Raw genomic sequence first — 20776 nt, 5'->3', positions numbered from 1 at the left:
CTCAAGTGATCCGCGAGCCACTGGACCATTGGCTCAGCGAAGCCCGCCGATCACGGCCACGAGGCAGGCCAACGGACCACGGAGCCGGAGCCGGGCTCCGGGGCCCGGCCCGGAGCGGCGACGGCACCGCAACGGCACGGCACGGCACGGCACGGTCCCCGGCCGCCGAGGCGGCCGGCCGGCGCGTGTTCGGCGGGCCGGCCTCGGTTCAGCCGGCGGCCGGCCAGGTGATCCATTCGGGCGGGACCGTCTCGTCCAGCCGCCGGACGTGCCGCGGGGTGAGCACGCCGCGGCCGAGCAGCCCCGCGGCCACCAGCCGTGCCACGTCGATCGCGCCCGCGGGACGGAAGTGGGTGTTGTCCTGCTTGCCCCCGGGGTGGTGGGGCGACTCGCCGGGGCCGAGCCAGAGGAAGAGGTCCTTGGTGCGCTCGGGCCCGAGTACCTGCCAGCGGGCGAGGCTCGCCGCCTGCGTGTCGACGAGCGCCACGCCCTCGGCGGCCGCGAGTGCGCGCATCGCCGCCGGGTACTCGCCGTGGGTGGGCAGGGCGCTGCCCCCGGCGTCGAACCTGCGGCGTTCCACGGAGGTGAGGAGTACGGGCCGCGCCCCGCGGTCACGCGCCTCCTTCACGTACCGCTTCAGGTAGTCCTGGTAGGTGGTCCAGGGGTCGGTGTGCCGGTCGTCGTCCTTCGCGTCGTTGTGACCGAACTGGATGAGGAGCCAGTCGCCGGGGCTCAGCGCGCCGGACAGCGCGTCGAGACGCCCCTCCTCCACGAAGCTGCGCGAGCTGCGTCCGTTCACCGCGTGGTTGGCGACCGCGAGGTGCGGCGTGAGGAAGACCGGCAGGGCCATCCCCCAGCCGGTCTCGGGGGCCGCGTCCGCCGTCTTCTGCGCGGCTGTCGAGTCACCGGCGATGTGGAGCGTGCGGCGGCGGGGGTGCTTGTCGCCTCCGCCGCCGGGACGGGTGAGGGCGCCCGCGGGTTCCGAGACGGCCAGGGCCAGGGGCAGCGCGGCGGCAGCCGCCACCAGCCGCCTGCGGGACATCTGCATGTCGGGTGCCTTTCCGGGACTGTGTTCGGGCTCTCGGGTCCGGGACTGTGTTCGGGCTCTCGGGCCGGTGCGGCCTCTTCGGGCGCTGTCGCTACTGCTGCTGTTGCTGTTGCTGTCGTTGCTTCTGCTGCTGCTTCCACTCCGCCTGGGACTCGTTGAGCAAGCCGGCCAGCGTGTCCGCGAACCGCTGGGCGGTGATCTCACCGAGCAGCAGCTCCTGGAAGTCCAGTTCGGTGCCGGCCTTGCTGATGTGGTTCCAGTCCGGCAGGTGGTACGGAGGCTGAACGACCTTCGTCCGCGGGTCGTTCAGCGACCTCATGGCCGCCTTGACGGGCTTGACGTCGTTGATCCAGGCGTCGCCCATGGCGTCCTTGTTCGCGGGGATGGAGCCGGCCTCCTGGTTCCAGAGGCTGTTCATCTCGTGCGAGGCGGCGAATTCGATGAACTTCCAGGCGGCCGCCTTGTTCTTGCTGCTCCTGAAGAGGCCGAGACCGTCGACGGGGTGGGAGACGACGGTGCGCGGGCCGCCGTCGGTGGCCGGGGGCAGCGGGGCCCCGTCGATCCTGTCCTCGCCGAACGCCTCCACATGGTCGGCGTACGACCCGAGGTTGTGCTGCAGCATGCCGATCTCGCCCTGGCCGAACTGGGCGACCATCGCGGTGAAGTCGTTGTTCAGATCGGCCGACGGCGTCACCTTCTCGTAGAGGCCGACGTACTTCTCCAGCGCCCTGACGTTCTCCGGGTGGTTGACGGTGGCCTTGCCGCCGTTCCAGAAGGTGCCGATGCCCGACTGCGCGTACATCATGTCGAGCGCCTGGGCCACCGATCCGGCGCCGCCGCGCAGGGTGAAGCCGAACTCGTTCCGCTCGGTGTCCGTGAGCCTCTCGGCGGCGCTGTAGAACTGGTCCCACGTTCCGGGCGCCTTCAGACCCGCCGCCCGGAACAGGTCGGTGCGGTACCAGAGGACGCCCTGGTTCCCGGAGGTCGGTACGGAGTACAGCTCCTCGCCCCTGCCCCCGGCCGACGCGACGCTCTCGACCATGCTCTCCGAGAGCCTGCCCCGCAGTCCGCTGTCCTCGATCCGCCGGCCGACCGGCTCGAGCGCGTCCTGCGCCACCATGCCGGCGAGGTAGGACGTGCCGACACCGCCGACGTCGGGCAGGCCGCCGCCCGCGATGGCCTTGTCGTACTTCGACTGCACGTCCGCGATGGGGACCGGGACGTACGTGACGTCGATGTCCGGGTTCTCCTTCTCGAACGCGTCGATGATCTTCTGCCACACCGCCGTGCGGGCACCGCCGTTGTTGTCCCAGAAGGTGATCCTGCCCTTGCCGGAACCCTCTTTTCCGCTGTGGTAGCCACTGCCGTCGTCACCGCAGGCTGTCGCGGTCAGGGCCAGCACCACCGCGGTCAGCGACGCCACGGCCGCCTTCCCCGCCCTGTGATGCTTCATCCGCTTGGCCGGTTCTTCCTCCGGATTCGGTCGGTTGCGGGCAGGGGAGGGCGTCCTGGGGACGAAGGGCATCGGCGCTCTTCCGTATCTCACGTATCGCGTCTCGTATATGACGTACGAAGTACGACGCGATGAAACTAGGACCGCACTTGTGTTTCGTCAATGCTTCGCACACGACAAGTTCCGTGTTTCTTCAGCGAGTTGGGATTGGCACATCCGCCGCACCCATGTACGGAGGGACTGCTCGTCCGAGGAGGGCCGAAGGGCGCACTGGCTCAGCGCACCTCACCGGTACCGGGCCATTGGTACAGTCGAGAGACGGAGGTCCGCGCCGGAAGGAGACCAACGGATCATGGCGGTGGACGAGCTCGACACCCGCATCCTGCGGCTGCTCATCGAGCAGCCCCGCACCAGCGTGCGCGAGTACGCCCGGGTGCTCGGCATCGCCCGCGGGACGCTCCAGGCCCGGCTCGACCGGCTGGAGCGCGACGGCGTGATCACCGGCACGGGCCCGGCCCTGTCCCCCGCCGCGCTCGGCCACCCGGTGCTCGCCTTCGTGCACGTCGAGGTCACCCAGGGGCACCTGGACGAGGTCGGCGACGCGCTGGCGGCCGTGCCCGAGATCATCGAGGCGTTCTCCATCACCGGTGGCGGCGACCTGCTGACGCGGGTGGCGGCGCGCGACAACGGGCACTTGGAGGACGTCATCCAGCGGCTGATCCAGATTCCCGGCGTGGTGCGGACACGGACCGAGGTGGCGCTGCGCGAGCGGGTGCCGCACCGGCTGCTCCCGCTGGTCGAGTCCGTGGGCAGGGCGGCCGCGAAGCAGCGCTGACCGGCGGCTTGGCATGCTGGAGCCATGAGCATCCCGCCCCGCACCTCAGTCGTCTTCGATCTCGACGGCACCCTCGTGGACAGCGAGCCGAACTACTACCGGGCGGGCCGGCAGCTGCTCGCCCGGTACGGCGTCACGGACTTCACCTGGGAGGAGCACACCCGCTTCATCGGCATCGGCACCCGCGAGACGCTGGCGGCCCTGCGGGAGCGGTACGGGATCACCGCGCCGCTCGACGAGATGCTCGCCGGGAAGAACCGGCTCTACCTGGAGCTGGCGGCCGCCGCCACCGAGGTGTTCCCCGAGATGCGGAAGTTCGTGGAGCGGCTGCACGCCGAGGGGACCCCGATGATCGTGGCCTCGGGCTCCTCCCGCGCCGCCATCGAGGCGGTGCTCGCGGGCACCGGCCTGGACGCCCTGATCACCGCGGTCGTCTCCGCCGAGGAGGTCCCGCACGGCAAGCCCGCGCCCGACATCTTCCTGGAGGCCGCCCGCAGGCTCGGCGCCGCCCCCGCCGACTGCGTGGTCCTGGAGGACGCCCCGGCGGGAGCGGCGGCGGCGCACGCCGCGGGCATGCGCTGCGTCGCCGTGCCCTATGTGCGCGGGACGGCGGACGACCCGGCGTTCGCCACGGCCGGGCTGCTCTTCCCTGGCGGCCAGAGCGAGTTCACGGCGCGGGCCGCGTACGACTGGCTCGGGCAGTCGCCGTCGCCCGCCCCGCCGGACGGGCGGCGTACGCGCCGGGTTCGCCATGGGTGAGCGTCCCGGTCCCGGTGATCAGGGCGGGCTTGGCGGGCATCCGTCCCGCCCGGCGGGGGACGTGCCCGGTCCCGGGCAGCTCACCGAGCCGGTGCGCGGTGGTGTCCGGCCGCCGTGCCCGGCGGGCTCCGGACCGCCGGGCACGGAGACCGGCCAGCTGCTCCTCGGTACGTGAGGGCACGGCGCGGCTCCGATTCCGAGCAGGTGGACGCCGGCGCCGATGCCGATGAGCAGGGCGGCGCCGACTTCTCCGGCCGATTTTTCCGGCTGATTTTTCCGGCCCGCTCTCCGGCCCGCTCTCCGGCCCGCTCTCCGGAAAGCTCCATGGGAGCTGCCGCCGTGCTCGTCGCCAGTCGCGGGGAGACCGCCGTACGGATTCTCCGCGCCGCGGCCGAAGCCGGCACGCGCACCGTGGCGGTGCACGCCGAGGGCGACGCGGACGCGGCGCACGTCCGACCGGCCGAGCGGCGAACCCGGCGGCATGGCCCGGAGGGTGCGGTGCGCCTGGGCTGCCGCAAGGAGCCGGCGGCCGTCGCGGATCAGGACGAGCGGCGGGCGGCGCCCGTTCGCCGGCACCTGACGAGGCGACGGATTACCGGCCCTTCACACATACCCCACCGTTCCCGCGCGGCGGACTTGATGCGAGCATGCCGTTCGGCAGTATTCGCACAACGAGGGAAACGGAGCACCATACGTGAAAACTGGGGGCATATCATTCCGCCGGTGGGGGACGGCGCTGGTCGCGTCGACGGCGGCATTCGCGGTGATCACACCCACCACCACCGCACAGGCAGCCACCGGCCCTTCCGTCAGCGCGAAGGGCGCGTTCCTGCTCGACAGCAAGCCGAACAAGACGCTGTGGAGCAAGTCCGCCGACACCAAGCGGCAGATGGCCAGCACGACGAAGGTCATGACCGCCGTCGTGGTGCTGGAGACCCCGGGGGTCGACCTCAACAAGAAGATCACCGTCAAGCAGAGCCACCGCGACTACGTCGCGCGCAACGGCGCGAGCACGGCCGATCTGCGCACGGGTGACAAGCTGACGGTCCGTCAGCTGCTGTACGGGCTGATGCTGCCGTCGGGCTGCGACGCCGCGTACGCCCTCGCCGACACGTTCGGCACGGGCAGCACCCAGGCCGCCCGTACGAAGTCGTTCATCTCCAAGATGAACAAGAAGGCTTCCGACCTGGGGATGCGCAACACCACGTACGACTCCTTCGACGGCATTTCGCGGGCCGGGAACAACCTGACCACGCCCCGGGACTCGGCCAAGCTGGCCCGGCGCGCTCTCGGGAACTCGACCTTCGGGGCGGTCGTGAAGGCGACCAGCACCAAGCAGAAGGCCACCAACGGCCGGGTCTACACCTGGTACAACACGAACCAGCTGCTCGGTTCGTACAGCGGTGCCATCGGCATCAAGACCGGTACCGGTTCCGTCGCGGGCCCCTGCCTGGTGTTCGCCGCCAAGCGGGGCGACCGCACGGTCGTGGGGGTCGTCCTCAACGACGCCAACCGCTACACGGACGCCAAGAAGATGCTGGACTGGGCGTTCAAGACGCGCACGTCGATGAAGCTGCGCACGCTCCCGGCGGGAGCCGAGCAGGACTAGTCACACGCGGTGAGAGCGCCCCGGCCGGATCGTCTCCGGCCGGGGCGTTTTTGCCGTACCGGCAAGGACGTTTCCCAATGAGTGGGGTCCGGGCGCAGTATCTCCGGTGAAAGGGAGGTACTTCACATGACTTTTGACGTTGTGGTCGTCGGTGGCGGCGCCGCGGGGCTCAGCGGGGCCCTGACCCTGGCCCGGGCCCGCCGCTCGGTGCTGGTGATCGACTCGGGCCGGCCGCGCAACGCGCCGGCGGCCCACACCCACGGCTACCTGACGCGCGACGGCGTGGCCCCCGCTCAGCTGCTGGCCGAGGGGCGGGCGGAGGTGACCGGCTACGGCGGGGAGATCGTCACGGGCAACGTCGTGGCGGCGGAGCGCCTGGACGGCGGGGACTTCCGCGTCGTACTCGAGGACGGGCCGGCGGTCACGGCGCGTCGGCTGCTGGTGACCACCGGACTGGTCGACGAGCTCCCCGACGTGCCCGGTGTGGCCGAGCGGTGGGGACGCGAGGTGCTGCACTGCCCGTACTGCCACGGCTGGGAGGTGCGTGACCAGCCGGTCGCCGTCCTGGCCACGGGGCCGCTCTCGGTGCACCAGGCACTGATGTGGCGGCAGTGGAGCAAGGACGTGACGCTCTTCCTGCACACCGCGCCCGAGCCGGGCGACGAGGAGTACGAGCAGCTCGCCGCCCGCGAGATCGCCGTGGTGGACGGCCGGGTGGCGGGCCTGGAGGTGACGGACGACCGGCTCACGGGGGTGACCCTGGAGGACGGCAAGGTCTTCCCCTGCCGGGCCGCCGTGGTCGCGCCGCGCTTCACCGCACGGGCCGGCTTCCTCACCACGCTGGGCCTGGAGGCGACCGAGCAGGAGAGGGACGGACACGTCATCGGCAGTTACGTCGCCGCCGACGCGACCGGGGCGACGGCGGTGCCGGGGGTGTGGGTGGCCGGCAACGTCACCAGCCTGACCGAGCAGGTCATCGGCGCCGCCGGCGCGGGTGTGCGCGCCGGCGCGGCGCTCAACGCGGACCTGATCGCCGAGGAGACGCGCCGGGCGGTCGCCGCCCGGCGCCGGGCCGGGTGACCGGGGGCGCCCGTACTCCTCCCGTACCCCCTGGGGGGACGTCCCGCTCCCAGGGGGTTTTCCCCTTCACCTTCGGCTTCGGCTTCGGCTTCGGCGGGTGCCGGACCGGGCCGCCCGCCACGGCGTCTTCGGCCCCGCTCACGGCTTGAGCAGGGTCTTGATCATGCCGTCCTGCTTCGTCTGGAACGTCTTGTACGCCTGGGGCCCGTCCTCCAGCGGCAGGGTGTGGGTGGCGAACCCCTCGACCCCCAGCGGGTCCTCGTCACCGAGGAGCGGCAGGATGTCGTCCACCCAGCGGTGCACGTTGGCCTGGCCCATCCGCAGCTGGATCTGCTTGTCGAAGAGCGTCAGCATCGGCATCGGGTCCGCCATGCCGCCGTACACACCGGACAGGGAGATCGTCCCGCCCCGGCGCACCACGTCGATCGCGGTGTACAGGGCGTGCAGCCGGTCGACCCCGGCGTGTTCCATCACCCGTTGCGCGACCGGGTCCGGCAGCAGGCCGGCCACCCACTGCGCGGCCTTGGCGACGGGCGCGCCGTGGGCCTCCATGCCGACGGCGTCGATCACGGAGTCGGTGCCCCGGCCACCGGTCAGATCGCGGACGGCGTCGGGGAGGCCCTTCCCGTAACTGCGCAGATCGAGCGTCCGGACGCCCCGGGCGCCCGCGCGGCTCAGCCGCTCCGGCACCAGGTCGACACCGATCACCAGGCTCGCGCCCCGGTGGAGGGCGATGCGGGCCGCCATCTCACCGATCGGTCCCAGGCCGAGGACGGTCACGGTGCCGCCGGGCGGAATCGCCGCGTACTCGACGGCCTGCCAGGCGGTGGGCAGTACGTCGGAGAGGTAGACGAACCGTTCGTCGGGCGGTCCATCGGGCACCTTGACCGGCAGGCTGTCACCGAACGGCACTCGCAGGAACTCGGCCTGCCCGCCCGGGACTTGGCCGTAGAGCTTGGTGTATCCGAAAAGCGCCGCGCCGGTGCCGCGCTCTCGTACCTGGGTGGTCTCGCACTGCGAGTGCAGTCCCTGTTCGCACATGAAGCAGTGCTGGCAGGAGACATTGAACGGGATCACGACCCGGTCGCCCGGCGCGAGCGCGGTCACACCGGCGCCCACTTCCTCGACGACACCCATGGGCTCGTGTCCGAGGATGTCCCCCGGATCCAGATAGGGGGACAGCACCTCGTACAGGTGGAGGTCGGAACCGCAGATGCCGGACGAGGTGACGCGTACGATCACGTCGGTCGGCTCTTTCAGCTCCGGGTCGGGCACCGTGTCCACCCGTACGTCCCGCTTTCCGTGCCAGGTCAGTGCGCGCATGGTCTCTCTCCTCGTCACCGAGTTCCTCTGACGCTCCGGGTCCCCCCTCCGGCCGCCGTCATGCCCGGTCGCCCGGCGCGCCGTACGCGGCGGAGGCCCCGGCCGCCGTACCCGGCGGAGGCCGGGCGCGCCGGGTTTGGCCCGGGGCGGGGCGGGCACCCGGCGGCTCATGGATGGGCTGCCACTGGACCAGAGGTGGTTACGCAGGGCTGCCTGCGCGGACACCGACCCCGAACTCTTCTTCCCCGTGGGCGTCAAAGGCCCCGCACTGGACGAGCAGGCCGCGGCCAAGGAGGTGTGCGGGCGCTGCCCGGTGACCCGGCAGTGCCTCGCCTACGCGCTGCGGTCCGGACAGCGCAGCGGGGTGTGGGGCGGGATGGGCGAGGAGGAACGCTCCCCCTTGCACCGGGCCAGAGCGCGGGCCGGCCAAAGCGGGCACTCTCGTCACTGAAGCGCCCACTGAAGCCAGGAGCCAGGTCACCGGCGCGGGAACCTGCTCCGGCAGGCTGTTCACGGGCGTACGCGGGCGTCCCGCCGGACCGCCGGGACCGGCGGCACCGGTCGGGTGGCACCGGCCCGGCGGCACCGGTCGGGCAGCCGCGGCGTGCTCAGCCGCTCACCGCCGGTTCCCCCGCGCCCGTTGTCTGTTCGGACCAGATGACTTTGCCGTTTTCGGTGTAGCGGGTGCCCCAGCGTTCGGCGAACTGGGCGACGAGGAACAGGCCCCGGCCGCCCTCGTCGGTCGTCGCCGCGTAGCGCAGGTGCGGCGCGGTGCTGCTGGTGTCGGAGACTTCGCAGATCAGGGTGCGGTCGTACAGCAGACGGACCCGGATCGGGGCGGCGCCGTAGCGGATGGCGTTGGTGACCAGCTCGCTGAGGATCAGTTCCGTGGTGAAGGCCTCCTCCTCCAGTCCCCAGTCGGCGAGCCGGCGGGCGACTCCCTTGCGGACCTCCGCGACGGCGGAAGGGGCCGGCGCCACGTCCCAGTCGGCGACCCGGTCCGGGTCGAGGAGGCGCGTACCGGCCACGAGGAGAGCGACGTCGTCGCTCGGAGGCGCGGGCAGCATCGCTTCGAGCACGTCGGCGCAGATCTCCTCGGGGCTGCGCCCGGGGCGGCTCAGGCTGGTGCGCAGCAGCTCCAGGCCGGTGTCGATGTCCCGCTTGCCCGCCTCGACGAGGCCGTCCGTGTAGAGCACCAGCCGGCTGCCTTCCGGCACGTGCAGTTCGACCGCCTCGAAGGGCAGGGTGCCCAGGCCGAGGGGGAGGCCGGCGGGAATCGCGGGAAACTCCACGGTGCCGTCGGGCAGGACCAGCGCGGGTCCCGGGTGGCCCGCTCCGGCGACGGAGCAGTTCCCGGTGACCGGGTCGTAGATCGCGTACAGGCAGGTGGCACCGGTGACCTCCACGCCTTCGGGCCCGGCCCCCTCCTCCTGGTCCATCCGGGCGACCAGTTCGTCGACGCGTGCGAGGAGCTCGTCGGCCGGCAGGTCCAGCGTGGAGAAGTTCTGGACCGCCGTGCGCAGCCGCCCCATCGTGGCGGCCGCGTGCAGACCGTGCCCGACGACGTCACCGACGACCAGGGCCACACGGGCACCGGGCAGCGGGATGACGTCGAACCAGTCCCCGCCCACCCCGGCCCGCGCCGGCAGGTAGCGGAAGGCGACATCGAGGGCGTCCTGCTCGGGCACACCGCTGGGCAGCAGGCTGCGTTGCAGCGCCACCGCCGTCTCGTGCTCGCGGGTGTAGCGGCGGGCGTTGTCGACGCAGACGGCGGCCCGGGCCACCAGTTCCTCGGCGAAGGTCACGTCTTCCTCGTCGAAGGGTTCCGGGTTCCGCGAGCGCCAGAAATTGGCCACCCCCAGGACGACGCCGCGCGCGTGCAGCGGCACCGAGAGCAGTGAGTGGACTCCGTACGCGAGGAGCTGCTCGATGCGCTCGGGATCGCGCCGGCGCAAGGTCTCCGACGTCGCCACGTCGGTTTCCAGGATCGCGCGGCCGTTGCGCATGCCCGCGGTGGCCGGCGGGCTGTCGGGGGCGAGGCCGGTCACGCTGCCGATCGGGCGGAAGGGAGGGTACGGGCTCAGGCCGGAGACGGCCGTGCGGAGCATTCTCGTGACCGTTCCGGGGCCGGTCGCCGGTTCCTCTCCGCGCAGCACGGGTTCGGCCAGGTCGACCGTGGCGGTGTCGGCGAACCGCGGGATCGCCACCTCGGTCAGCTCCTGCGTGGTCCGGGTGATGTCGAGGGTGGTGCCGATGCGCGTGCCGGCCTCGTACAGCAGGAGCAGGCGCTCCCGTACGCCTTCGGCCTTTCCGGCGAGGGCTCTCAGCTCGGTGGTGTCCCGCAGGGTGGCGACGGTTCCGGGGGGTCCGCCGTGTTCGCCGGTGTGCCGCAGGCTGACGGCCAGCAGGCGGTCACCGGCCCTGCGGAGCTCGTCCGTGGCGCCCCGGCCGGAGGCCAGCAGTCCGGCGACGGCGGGGTCCAGACCCACATCCGTCACGGCGCGGCCCTCGGCGTCCGCGGGCAGGCAGAGCAGTCGGCGCGCCTCGTCGTTGGCCAGCAGCAGCCGCCCGTCGTCGCCGATGATGAGGACCCCTTCCCGGACGGCGTGCAGCACCGCGTCGTGGTGCTCGTACAGCCGGGCCAGCTCGGCCGGATCCAGGCCGCGGGTCTGCCGCAGCAGGCGCCGGCTGACCAGCACCGCCCCGCCGGAGGCCAGTACCAGCGCCACGGCGGCGGAACCGAGGAGGACCGGCAGCTGGCGGCCCCCCGTGCCCTGGACCCGGTCGACCGTGATCCCGGCCGTCACCGAGCCGGCGGCCGAGCCGTCCTCCCGGCGGACGGCGGACACGGAGATCACGGAGGACCCCGCGGCCGTCTCCGTGATCCGCGTGACGGGTTCGGCCGGAGGTTCTCCGGGGCCCTTCACGTGATCTCCGATGAGGGAGGGGTCCGGATGGGTGTACCGGATTCCGTCCGGTGAGGACACGACGACGAGGTCGACGCCCGCTCCCTTCCTGGCCTCCTCGGCCCACGGCTGGAGAACGGCGGTGGGATCTCCGCTGTCCAGCGCGGGCAGGATCGCCGGGGAGTGGGCGAACGTCTCGGCGACGGCGAGCGTGCGCTGGCGGGCCTCGTCCATGCTGTCGCGCCGCGCCTGGAACACCTGGGACGCCACTGCCGCGGCGATGAGCAGCACGACGAAGACCAGCAGGAGCAGGAACACCTGCCCGGCCACACTGCGTACGCCGAAGAGGGACCGGAAGCGCGGGCCCGGCGGCCGGGACCGCCCGTCCCGGCCGGGCGGTGCGGAATCCACGTGGCCGCGGCCTCGTCCGCCACCGCTCCGGTGCGGCCGCCGGCCGGCTCCGCGGAGCCGCGCCCCGATCCGGTTGAATCCGCCCATAAGGCCATTCTTGCCTCATTGTCGCGGCTCCGGCGACGGCGGTCGGGCGGGCCGGGCCGCTTCCGCGCGCGAACGCGAAGACGACCGGGACCGTGCCGGCCGGGCGGATACGACCGGATGCGTACAGCCGGACGCGGGCGGCGGGCCGGTGTCGCGGATCCGCGGCAGCGCCGGCAGCGCGGGCGGCCGCAGCGAGGGGTCGCCGACCGGATCGACGGTCAGTTCCCCTTCCCGCTCGGCTTCGTCGCCCGTACCGGGGCACCTTCGCGCGGAAGTCCGGCGTCCGGGTCAGCCGACCGGGAGCCGGTCTCCCACGGAGGCGGCCGCGGAGCGTACGCCGTGCACCGCACCGGAGACGCCGGCGCCCGCCTCGCGCCCGGCCCGGCGCACGCGGCGACGGCCGGAAGAGGCCGCGGCGCGCGAGCGGTAGGCCAGTGACGGCTTCCCGTGCGTGTCCGCGGCGGCGATCAGCAGCCCGCCGAGCAGGGACAGGTTCTTGGTGAACTGGGTGCGCTGACGGGCCCGCTCGTCAGGGTCCTCGGTCTTCCACCAGGCGTGCCCGGCGAGGGTCGTGGGGACGAGCGAGACCGCCAGCGCGAGGGCTGCGGCGCGCGGGAGGCGGCCCGTCGCGAGCAGGGCGCCGGCCCCCAGCTGAACGGCTCCGTTGATCCGTACGAGCCGGACCGTGTCGTCCGGCAGCTGGGGGATCCGGTCCGTGACGGGCTGGACGACCGGGTCGGCGGCGGAGAGCACGGAGTGCGGGTCGCGGAAGGTGCGCAGTCCGCCCGAGAGGAAGACGGAAGCGAGCAGGGGGCGTGCGGCTTTCCTCAGAATCGGCATGGTGAGCGCGTGCCCCGAATCCGGGCGGGGCACGCGTGTGCGTCAGGAGTGATGCCGGCCGCTCCCCCGCTCGCGTACCGGACGCCCCGGCGTCGGCGCCGTCCGCCGCCACGTACGCGCGACGGCCGGCGCCGGCGCCGGCCGTCGCGGCGGCACAGCAGGCCCCGGGGCCGGGCCCGGCAACACCGTGCCGCCGCCGTGGTGGGCCGTTCATCGCGGGCCGGTCCGAGGCAGGAGGCCCGCCCCCGCCTCCTGGACCCGGAACGCCCGCCGGGAGCCCTCCGCCGTGACCCGCACCCCGTCGCCCTCGCGCACCGCGCGGAAGACGCCCGCGGGGCGTCCCTCCAGGTCGGGGACGGTGACCACGGCGCCGTCCGTGTCCGGGGTCACGAGCAGCGTCAGGTCGTCGAGCCAGTCGCCGTCGGGGCGCCGGTCGTCGGAGCCCAGCGGGAGCAGTGCCCCCGGGCGCACGTACAGCGGCAGGCTGTCGAAACCGTGGACCTCGCGCCTCCATCCCGGCCCCTGGACCGTCTCGCCGGTCAGCAGGTGCGTCCAGGCGCCTTCGGGGAGGTAGAACTCGACGTCTCCGTCGGCGGTGAAGACGGGGGCCACCAGGAGATCGGGACCGAGCATGTACTGGCGGTCCAGGGTGCGGCAGGCGGGGTCGTCGGGGAATTCCAGCAGCATGGGGCGCATCACGGGGACGCCGGTGCGGTGCGCCTCGACCGCGACGCCGTAGAGGTACGGCATCAGGCGGTGCTTGAGCAGCGTGAACTTGCGCGCGACCGCCACCGCTTCCTCGCCGAACGCCCACGGCACCCGGTACGAGACGTTGCCGTGCAGCCGGCTGTGCGAGGACAGCAGCCCGAAGGCGAGCCAGCGTTTGAAGACCTCCGGCTCCGGTGTGCCCTCGAAGCCGCCGATGTCATGGCTCCAGAAGCCGAAGCCGCTCAGGGACAGGGACAGGCCACCGCGCAGGGATTCGGCCATGGCGCCCAGGGACGCGAAGCAGTCGCCGCCCCAGTGCACCGGGAACTGCTGCCCTCCGGCCGTCGCCGACCGGGCGAAGAGCACCGCCTGGCCCGGGCCCCGCTCCTTCTCCAGGAGTTCGAAGACCGTGCTGTTGTAGAGGTGCGTGTAGTAGTTGTGCATCCGCTCCGGATCCGAGCCGTCGTGCCAGACCACATCGGTGGGGACGCGCTCGCCGAAGTCGGTCTTGAAGCAGTCCACGCCCTGGTCGAGGAGGACGCGCAGCTTGTCCGTGTACCACTCGCGCGCCCCCGGGTGGGTGAAGTCCACCAGGGCCATGCCCGGCTGCCACAGGTCCCACTGCCAGATGTCGCCGTTCGGGCGCCGTACCAGGAAGCCCCGGGCCGCGGCCTCGGCGAACAGCGCGGACTTCTGGGCGATGTAGGGGTTGATCCACATGCTGACCTTGAGGCCGCGCTCCGTGAGTCTGCGCAGCATGCCCTCCGGGTCGGGGAAGACCTCCGGGTCCCACTCCAGGTCCGACCACTGGTATTCGCGCATCCAGAAGCAGTCGAAGTGGAAGACGCTCAGCGGGATGTCGTGTTCCGCCATGCCGTCGACGAAGGAGGAGACGGTCTCCTCGTCGTACGGCGTGCAGAAGGAGGTCGTCAGCCACAGCCCGAACGACCAGGCCGGGGGCAACGCGGGACGGCCGGTCAGCGCCGTGTAGCGGCGCAGCACGTCCTTGGGCGTCGGTCCCGCGACGACGTAGAACTCCAGCGACTGGTCCTCGACGCTGAACTGCACCTGTCCGACGGACTCGGAGCCGATCTCGTACGACACCTTGCCGGGGTGGTTGACGAAGACGCCGTAGCCGCGCGAGGAGAGGTGGAAGGGGATGTTCTTGTACGCCTGCTCGCTGCTCGTGCCGCCGTCGGCCTGCCAGACGTCGACGCTCTGGCCGTTCTTGACGTACGGGGTGAAGCGTTCGCCGAGGCCGTAGATGTGCTCGCCGACGCCGAGCGCGAGCTGCCCGATCATGTGGTGGGCGCCGTCGGGGGTGGTGGCGAAGGCGGTGCCCCGGCGCTCGACGGCCGTCAGCCGCTGCCCGTCGGCGTCGAGGAACTCCAGGCCCCAGGGCGCCTCGGCGCCGGTGTTCAGGCGCAGTGTGAGCGGTCCGCTGGTCAGCTCGGTGACGTCCGCCTCACGGCGGACCTTGCCGGCGCCGGGTTCCGCCTGCGCGCCCGGCAGGGCGAAGTCGGGGCCGCGGTGCGCCCGGCCGGCGTGGTGGGTGGTGCGGACGCCGATGACGCCCTCGGCCGGGGAGAAGCATTCGACGGTGATGAGCGGGGAGTTGAGGGTGTCGCCCCGGTCGCGTACGCGCTTGACGGACGCGTACGCCGTGAAGTGGTCGTCGCCCGCGCGCAGATCGCGTACCTCGGTGGCGTACGAGGCCTGTACGCCGTCGCGCATGAGCCAGAAGCCGTCGGTGAACTTCATCGAGTGGTGTTCCTCGGATTCGGTGCGGACGGGAAGGTGAGCCGTGCCAGGCGGACGGAGCCGCGCAGCCGCACGGCCAGGTCGTGCACGCCGGAGGCGGTGAAGGGGGCGGTGCGGGTCGCGTAGTCGTACGGTCCGCCGGCCGGGGTGACGGCGACGGTGGTGGCCGTGGCGCCCCAGGTGAGTTCGACGGATCCCCCGCCGGACGCCTCGACGGTGACGGAACGGACGCCGTCCTCCCCGAAGTCGCAGTCGCGGAAGACCAGTTGTCCCTCGGCGGCGCCGTCGGCCGGTGTCACGGCGTCACCGGACGCCCTGGTGCGGTCGACGATCTCGGTGCCGCGCTGTTCGTCGTACGACGCGGCATCGAGGCCCGCCTCCCGTACGGGCCTGGCGGCGAGCGGGTCGCCTTCGGCCCGTACGGACGCGGTGAGCCTGATGTCCGCGCTGGAGGCCCCGGCGAGCAGTTCGTACGTGCCGGGCGCCACGGTCCAGCGGGCGTGGGCGACGTCCCAGAACCCCAGCTCCGACAGCGGGAGCCGGAACTCCAGGCGCTGTGCCGCCCCTGCGGCGAGGTGCACGCGGCGGTGCGCGGCGAGCTGCCGGGACGGCCGGAGGACCGGCGGGTCCACCGCCCGGGTGTAGAGCTGGACCACTTCGCCGGCGTCGACGGGACCGGTGTTCGTGACGGTCAGCGTGACGTGGAGCAGGTCCCCGTCGCGCTCGGCCGCCAGGTCCTCGTAGGCGAAGGACGAGTAGCCCAGGCCGTGTCCGAAGGGGTAGAGCGGGGAGCCCCCGAAGTACAGGTACGTCTGGCGGGAGCCGATGATGTCGTAGTCGAACAGGTCCGGGAGGTCGGCGTCGGCCGCGTACCAGGTCTGCGGCAGCCGCCCGGCCGGTGAGACGTCGCCGGCCAGTACGCGGGCGAGCGCGGTGCCCGCGGCCTGGCCGCCGTGCGCGCTCCAGAGCAGCGCGGGCAGCTCGGCGTGGGCGTCGGCGACCGCGTACGGATAGGCCGAGACCAGGGCCAGCGCGGTACGCGGATTGGCGTCCCGGGCCGCGCGCCACAGCCGTTCCTGGTGCGGCGGCAGGGCCAGCGTCGTACGGTCCTCGGTCTCGCGCCCGTTGATGTGCGGGTCGTTTCCGGCGACGACGACCACGACGTCCGCGGCGGCCGCGGCGCGGGTCACCGCCTCCTCGCCCCGCTCCAGGAATTCGATCGTGAAGCTCTCCCCTTCGGCGGCGACCTCCACCGTGCCGTCGGCGGCGACACCGACGTACCCGCCCGTACCCGTGTGCCTGAGGAGGGACTCCTCCCCCCGGCTCTCCAGCGTGAAGGTCTCCTGGACCACCCATCCTCCGGGCCGGTCGGCGGACGCGCGGACGAATCCGTCGGCGCCGGCCGAGAGGTACCGGCCGTCGGGGGCGCGCAGCGTCAGCGTTCCGCCGCCCCAGTCGATCAGGGCGAGTTCGGTGGGCTCGGACCCCGTGGTCAGGGGCGGCAGGTCGGTACGGCCCGTGAGCAGCGCCGGGTCCAGTGCGCCTTCCACCGCCTGCTCCTCGCCGCCCGCCGGGGCCCGGGGCACCTGGAGCCAGCCCGTGGAGCACTTCAGGCGGACCCGGTCCACGCCCTCGGCGAAGGTGACGTTCTCGGCGCCGAAGCGTTCGCGCAGGCCGTCGAGTGCGGTGGAGCGGCGGATCAGCGAGCCGCTGTACCAGTCGGTCTTGCACTCGTCGGCGAGCAGTCCCACGACCGCGATCCGGGTGCCCTCGGCGAGCGGCAGCATCCCGTCGTTCTTGAGCAGCACGATCGCCTGCTCGGCGGCCTCCTGGGCGAGGGCCCGGTGCTCACCGGTGTCGAAGTCCCGCAGGGTGGTGCCCGCGTACGGATCGAGACCGGGGTCGAACTCTCCGAGCCGGAACCGGACGGAGAGGTGGCGGCGTACCGCCGTGTCGATGTCCGACTCGGTGAGCAGCCCCTGTTCCAGGGCGCGGCGGATCCGGCCGGTGACGACCGACGCGTCGGTGCCGTGGTCGGTGAAGCTGTCCACGCCGGCGCGGAGCGCGGCGGCGGTGGCCTCTTCGTGGGTGTCGAAGTACTTCTCGGATTCGACGAGGTTGGTGGGCGCGCCGGCGTCGGAGCACACCAGCAGCTCCTCGTCGGTCCAGGTGCGCAAGTGCTCGGACAGATGGGGCGACACGTGGTTGGGACGGCCGTTGACCAGGTTGTACGCGGGCATCACCCCGGCGACCGCGCCCGCTTCGACGGCTCCCCGGAAGGCGCGCAGGTCGTACTCGTGCAGCACGCGCGGCCGCACCGACGCGGACGAGGTGTCCCTGAGGGTCTCGTTGTTGTGGGCCAGCCAGTGCTTGAGCACGGGCGCGGTGCGCCAGTAGACCGGGTGGTCGCCGCGCAGGCCCCTGGTGTACGCGACCGCGATCGCCGTGGTGAGTACGGGGTCCTCCGAGTACCCCTCCTCGCCCCTGCCCCACAGCGGGTGGCGCAGCAGGTTCACGGTGGGAGCCCAGACGTTGAGGCCGACGCGGTCGTCGCGGGAGCGCATGGCCCGCGCTTCGGTGCCGACCGCCTCGCCGACCCTGCGCACCAGGTCCTCGTTCCAGCTCGCGCCGAGCCCCACCGCCTGCGGGAAGACCGTCGCGGGCCCCATCCAGGCGACACCGTGCAGGGCCTCCTGTCCGGTGCGGAAGGGGCCGATGCCGAGCCGTTCCACGGCGGGTGCGAACTGGTGCAGCATCGCGATGCGTTCGTCGAGCGTCAGGCGGGCCAGCAGGTCGTCGATGCGCTTGCCGAAGGGAAGATCGGGGTCGCGGAACGGTGGCGGGCTTGTCGTCACGTACATATCCCCTTGTGGCGCTGGAGGAAGAAATCTTCGAAGCGCTTCGATGCTCGGTGCTCGACGGTTCGCGTGTCAAGGACTCACACCGACGCACCACGGCCCCCTCAAGCAGCGGATGGACTACACCACTTCCGTGCTCTGACCGAAGAATGTGCGCATCGAGCCTTGTTCCGGCTCGCGGCTTCACTTAACCTCGCAGCAACATTGAAGCGCTTCGAAAGCCGACCGGCGGTTACCGCTGTGTGTCCAGGCGCGCCACGAAGGGTTGACGCAATGACGCCGAACTTCCCATCCTCCCGCTCTGCCCTGAGCCGGAGAAGCCTCCTCTCGTCCACCGCGGTCGCCGCGGTGGCGGTGGCCGGCGGCATGCCGCTGCTCACCGCCTGCGGGGGCGGCGGCGGGTCGAAGAACGAGGGCACGACAACGGGGAAGAAACTGAAGGACCTGCTCCCCTCCTACGCGGCGACGTCCCTGGTCACCCCGGACTTCCCCAGCAGGAACGGTTCCGCGGCCGGCTTCACCACCGCGCTGCCCGCCGACAAGCTCGTCGTGTCGGTCCCGAAGAAGCTCGGCAGGGGCAGCGAACTCACCATCATGTCGCCGATCTACGGCACGTCCCCCCAGGCGGGCAATCCGTACTGGACGGCGATGGACGAAGGGGCCGGTGTCCGCGTCAAGTGGCAGAACCAGGACGGCGCCACCTACGGCCAGAAGCTGGGCGCGGTCCTCGCCTCCAGCTCCATACCGGACGCGGTCGTCATCCCCGGCTGGGAGCTGATGGGGAAGATCCCCAGCGCCGTCAGCAACAAGTTCGCCGACCTGGGCCCGTACCTGTCGGGCGACAAGGTCAAGGAGTACCCGAACCTCGCCGCGATCCCCACCCCGGCCTGGCGGCGGTCGGTCTTCGGCGGCAAGCTGCGCGGGCTGCCGATGCCGGGGGCCGACACCCCCAACATCGCGGCGTTCTACCGCGCCGACCTCTTCGACCAGAAGGGGCTCACCGCGCCGAAGTCCACCAAGGAGTTCTACGACCTCTGCAAGGAGCTCAACGCCCCGAAGAGCAAGGTCTGGGCCTGCGGTGACATGACCTGGGCGGCCTACGTCTTCTTCGGCGTACTGCCCGAGAAGCCGCACTACTGGCAGCTCGTCGACGGCAAGCTGGTCAACCGCTACGAGACCCCCGAGTTCCTGGAAGCCCTGGACTGGTCGCGGTCGCTGTACTCGGCCGGCTTCGTGCATCCGGACGCCAAGTCCGAGAGCGGCGACATCGGCAACCTCTTCGCCGGCGGCAAGGTCCTGATGTACAACGCCGACCTGTCCGACTGGTACGGGAAGACCGCGGTCCAGCGCGTGGAGAACAAGAAGTTCGCCATGGCGGCGATGGACTACTTCGCCCACGACGGCGGCAAGCCCACCCTCTACGCGGCCGCGCCCTCCAACATGTGGTGCTTCATCAACGAGAAGGCCGACGAGAAGACGGTCCGCGACGTCCTCGCGCTCGCCAACTTCACCGCCGCGCCGTACGGCTCCAAGGAGCAGCGGCTGCGGCAGTTCGGTGTCGAGGGTGTCCACCACACCCTCGAGAACGGGGTGCTCACCAAGAACGGCAAGGGCAACAACGAGGTCTTCGGGACGTACGAGTACATCGCTTCCTCCGCTCCCTTCCTCGCCTACCCCGACCAGCCCGACGTGGTCAAGGGCATGACCGGGTGGCAGCAGCGCATGGGGGCGTACCTCAAGAAGCCGCTCTTCTACGGCATGCAGATCCAGGAGCCCAACCGGTACACCGAGCTCAACAGCCAGTTCGAGGACCTGGAGAAGGACATCGTGCGCGGCCGCAAGAAGATCGGTGACATGCAGCGGGCGGTCTCCGACTGGAAGTCCGGCGGCGGCGACGAGCTGCGCGACTGGTACATGAAGCTGCTCGACGAGACGGGCAGCTCGGCCACCTGACCAGCGCCGCGCGGCACCGAGGAGACACGATGGCCCACAGCACTTCGGCCAAAGACCCGGGGGTCGCCCCCGGGGAGAGCACCACGGGGGTGACCCGGGCGGACCGCGGCGACACGCGGCAGCCGCCACCTGACGAGGGAGAGGAAACCGGCCGGAGCGGGGAGCGGGCAGGCACCGAGGAGGAACGCCCCGGCTCCGGCAGGACAGCGAACGGCATCACGCTGCGGCACCGGCTGCGGCGGGACCGCGCCCTGCTGCTGATGGTCGTGCCGGCCCTCCTGCTGCTGCTGGTCTTCAACTACGTGCCGCTGATCGGCAATGTCGTGGCCTTCCAGGACTACGACCCGTACATCGCGGACAACGCGTTCCAGGCGATCGCGCAGAGCCCGTGGGTGGGAATCGAACACTTCCGCCACATGGTCGAGGACCGGCTGTTCTGGCAGTCGCTCAGGAACACCCTCGCGATCTTCCTGATCCAGCTGACGCTGTTCTTCCCGGTCCCGATCCTGCTCGCGCTGTTCATCAACAGCTTTGTACGCCCCCGGGTGCGGGCGGTCGCCCAGGCGATCCTCTACCTGCCGCACTTCTTCTCCTGGGTCCTGGTCGTCACGATCTTCCAGCAGATGTTCGGCGGGGCGGGCCTGGTGGCGCAGACGCTGCGCGACCACGGCCACAGCGGGTTCGACCTCATGACCGACCCGGGTCTGTTCAAGTTCCTGATCACCTTCGAGATGGTCTGGAAGGACGCGGGCTGGGGGGTCATCGTCTTCCTCGCCGCGCTGGCCGCCGTCAGCCCGGACCTGTACGAAGCCGCCGCGATGGACGGCGCCGGCCGCTGGCGGCGGATGTGGCACATCACCCTGCCCGCCCTGCGTCCGGTCGTGGCGCTGCTCCTGGTGCTCCAGGTCGGCAACGCGCTCACGGTCGGCTTCGAGCAGATCCTCCTCCAGCGCACCGCGGTCGGGCCGACCGCCGCCGAAGTCCTGGACACCTACGTCTGGAACATCGGTATTCAGAACGGCAACTTCAGCTACGCGGCCGCCGTCGGGATCATCAAGGGCGTCTTCGGCCTCCTGCTGGTGCTCGGAGCCAACAAGGCCGCCCACCTGATGGGCGAGCAGGGGGTGTACAAGCGATGAGCGCGC

14 protein-coding genes and 1 pseudogene are annotated in these 20776 nt (G+C 71.8%); 8 read left to right on the top strand and 7 right to left on the bottom strand.

Annotated elements, in window-relative coordinates; translation table 11 throughout:
• Positions 1 to 208: 208 nt before the first annotated feature.
• Together ACWD0Y_RS13705 and ACWD0Y_RS13700 are read right to left on the bottom strand one after the other, a co-directional pair.
• Positions 209 to 1048, bottom strand: coding sequence for a rhamnogalacturonan acetylesterase (locus ACWD0Y_RS13705; protein ID WP_450260537.1), 840 nt, complete (start codon positions 1046 to 1048; stop codon positions 209 to 211).
• 91 nt (positions 1049 to 1139) lie between these two features.
• The gene (locus ACWD0Y_RS13700) at positions 1140 to 2501 is read right to left on the bottom strand and encodes an ABC transporter substrate-binding protein (RefSeq protein ID WP_450260536.1); all 1362 of its coding nucleotides are present in this window, start codon (positions 2499 to 2501) and stop codon (positions 1140 to 1142) included.
• A 352-nt stretch (positions 2502 to 2853) separates the two neighbouring features.
• Between ACWD0Y_RS13700 and ACWD0Y_RS13695 the strand changes: the two genes are divergently transcribed.
• The 5 genes and pseudogenes from ACWD0Y_RS13695 to ACWD0Y_RS13675 all read left to right on the top strand — a co-directional run bounded on the left by ACWD0Y_RS13695 (position 2854) and on the right by ACWD0Y_RS13675 (position 6784).
• Positions 2854 to 3336 carry an Lrp/AsnC family transcriptional regulator gene (locus ACWD0Y_RS13695; protein WP_093802303.1) on the top strand — a complete coding sequence of 161 codons (483 nt, stop codon included), beginning with the start codon at positions 2854 to 2856 and terminating at the stop codon, positions 3334 to 3336.
• A 24-nt stretch (positions 3337 to 3360) separates the two neighbouring features.
• Positions 3361 to 4095, top strand: a complete 735-nt coding sequence (locus ACWD0Y_RS13690) for an HAD family hydrolase (protein WP_450260535.1) — start codon at positions 3361 to 3363, stop codon at positions 4093 to 4095.
• A 324-nt stretch (positions 4096 to 4419) separates the two neighbouring features.
• Positions 4420 to 4554: pseudogene (locus tag ACWD0Y_RS13685) on the top strand (biotin carboxylase N-terminal domain-containing protein); the annotation flags it as partial.
• Between the two features lie 235 nt (positions 4555 to 4789).
• Positions 4790 to 5704 (top strand): D-alanyl-D-alanine carboxypeptidase family protein, encoded by a 915-nt coding sequence (locus ACWD0Y_RS13680; protein WP_450260534.1) that lies wholly within the window; start codon positions 4790 to 4792, stop codon positions 5702 to 5704.
• 126 nt (positions 5705 to 5830) lie between these two features.
• Complete coding sequence (locus tag ACWD0Y_RS13675; RefSeq protein ID WP_450260533.1) at positions 5831 to 6784, top strand: NAD(P)/FAD-dependent oxidoreductase; 954 nt, start codon at positions 5831 to 5833, stop codon at positions 6782 to 6784.
• A 138-nt stretch (positions 6785 to 6922) separates the two neighbouring features.
• Here ACWD0Y_RS13675 and ACWD0Y_RS13670 read toward each other — a convergent pair whose 3' ends face one another.
• Positions 6923 to 8107 carry a zinc-dependent alcohol dehydrogenase gene (locus ACWD0Y_RS13670; protein WP_450260532.1) on the bottom strand — a complete coding sequence of 395 codons (1185 nt, stop codon included), beginning with the start codon at positions 8105 to 8107 and terminating at the stop codon, positions 6923 to 6925.
• A gap of 169 nt (positions 8108 to 8276) precedes the next feature.
• Here ACWD0Y_RS13670 and ACWD0Y_RS13665 point away from each other — a divergent pair, with 169 nt between their 5' ends.
• Entirely contained in the window at positions 8277 to 8558 is a 282-nt protein-coding gene (locus tag ACWD0Y_RS13665; protein WP_450260531.1) for a WhiB family transcriptional regulator, read from the top strand.
• Between the two features lie 157 nt (positions 8559 to 8715).
• On the opposite strand, the gene ACWD0Y_RS13660 is transcribed toward ACWD0Y_RS13665, so the two are convergent.
• The 4 genes from ACWD0Y_RS13660 to ACWD0Y_RS13645 form a co-directional block, all read right to left on the bottom strand.
• Entirely contained in the window at positions 8716 to 11511 is a 2796-nt protein-coding gene (locus ACWD0Y_RS13660; RefSeq protein ID WP_450260530.1) for a SpoIIE family protein phosphatase, read from the bottom strand.
• 288 nt (positions 11512 to 11799) lie between these two features.
• Positions 11800 to 12351 carry a DoxX family protein gene (locus ACWD0Y_RS13655; protein WP_450260529.1) on the bottom strand — a complete coding sequence of 184 codons (552 nt, stop codon included), beginning with the start codon at positions 12349 to 12351 and terminating at the stop codon, positions 11800 to 11802.
• A gap of 210 nt (positions 12352 to 12561) precedes the next feature.
• Positions 12562 to 14820, bottom strand: coding sequence for an alpha-xylosidase (gene yicI / locus ACWD0Y_RS13650; protein WP_450260528.1), 2259 nt, complete (start codon positions 14818 to 14820; stop codon positions 12562 to 12564).
• On the bottom strand, positions 14817 to 17675 hold the full coding sequence (locus tag ACWD0Y_RS13645) for a glycoside hydrolase family 3 C-terminal domain-containing protein (protein ID WP_450260527.1): 2859 nt from the start codon (positions 17673 to 17675) through the stop codon (positions 14817 to 14819). Before ACWD0Y_RS13645 ends, yicI begins: the two co-directional genes overlap by 4 nt.
• A 276-nt stretch (positions 17676 to 17951) precedes the next feature.
• On the opposite strand from ACWD0Y_RS13645, the gene ACWD0Y_RS13640 reads away from it, so the two are divergent.
• Together ACWD0Y_RS13640 and ACWD0Y_RS13635 are read left to right on the top strand one after the other, a co-directional pair.
• Positions 17952 to 19631, top strand: a complete 1680-nt coding sequence (locus ACWD0Y_RS13640) for an extracellular solute-binding protein (RefSeq protein ID WP_450260526.1) — start codon at positions 17952 to 17954, stop codon at positions 19629 to 19631.
• A gap of 29 nt (positions 19632 to 19660) precedes the next feature.
• The gene (locus ACWD0Y_RS13635; RefSeq protein ID WP_450260525.1) at positions 19661 to 20770 is read left to right on the top strand and encodes an ABC transporter permease; all 1110 of its coding nucleotides are present in this window, start codon (positions 19661 to 19663) and stop codon (positions 20768 to 20770) included.
• Positions 20771 to 20776: the final 6 nt, after the last annotated feature.

The organism is Streptomyces altiplanensis (assembly GCF_053591575.1).
The sequence above is the reverse complement of the archived record's forward strand: the minus strand, read 5'-3'. Positions and strand labels throughout refer to the sequence as shown.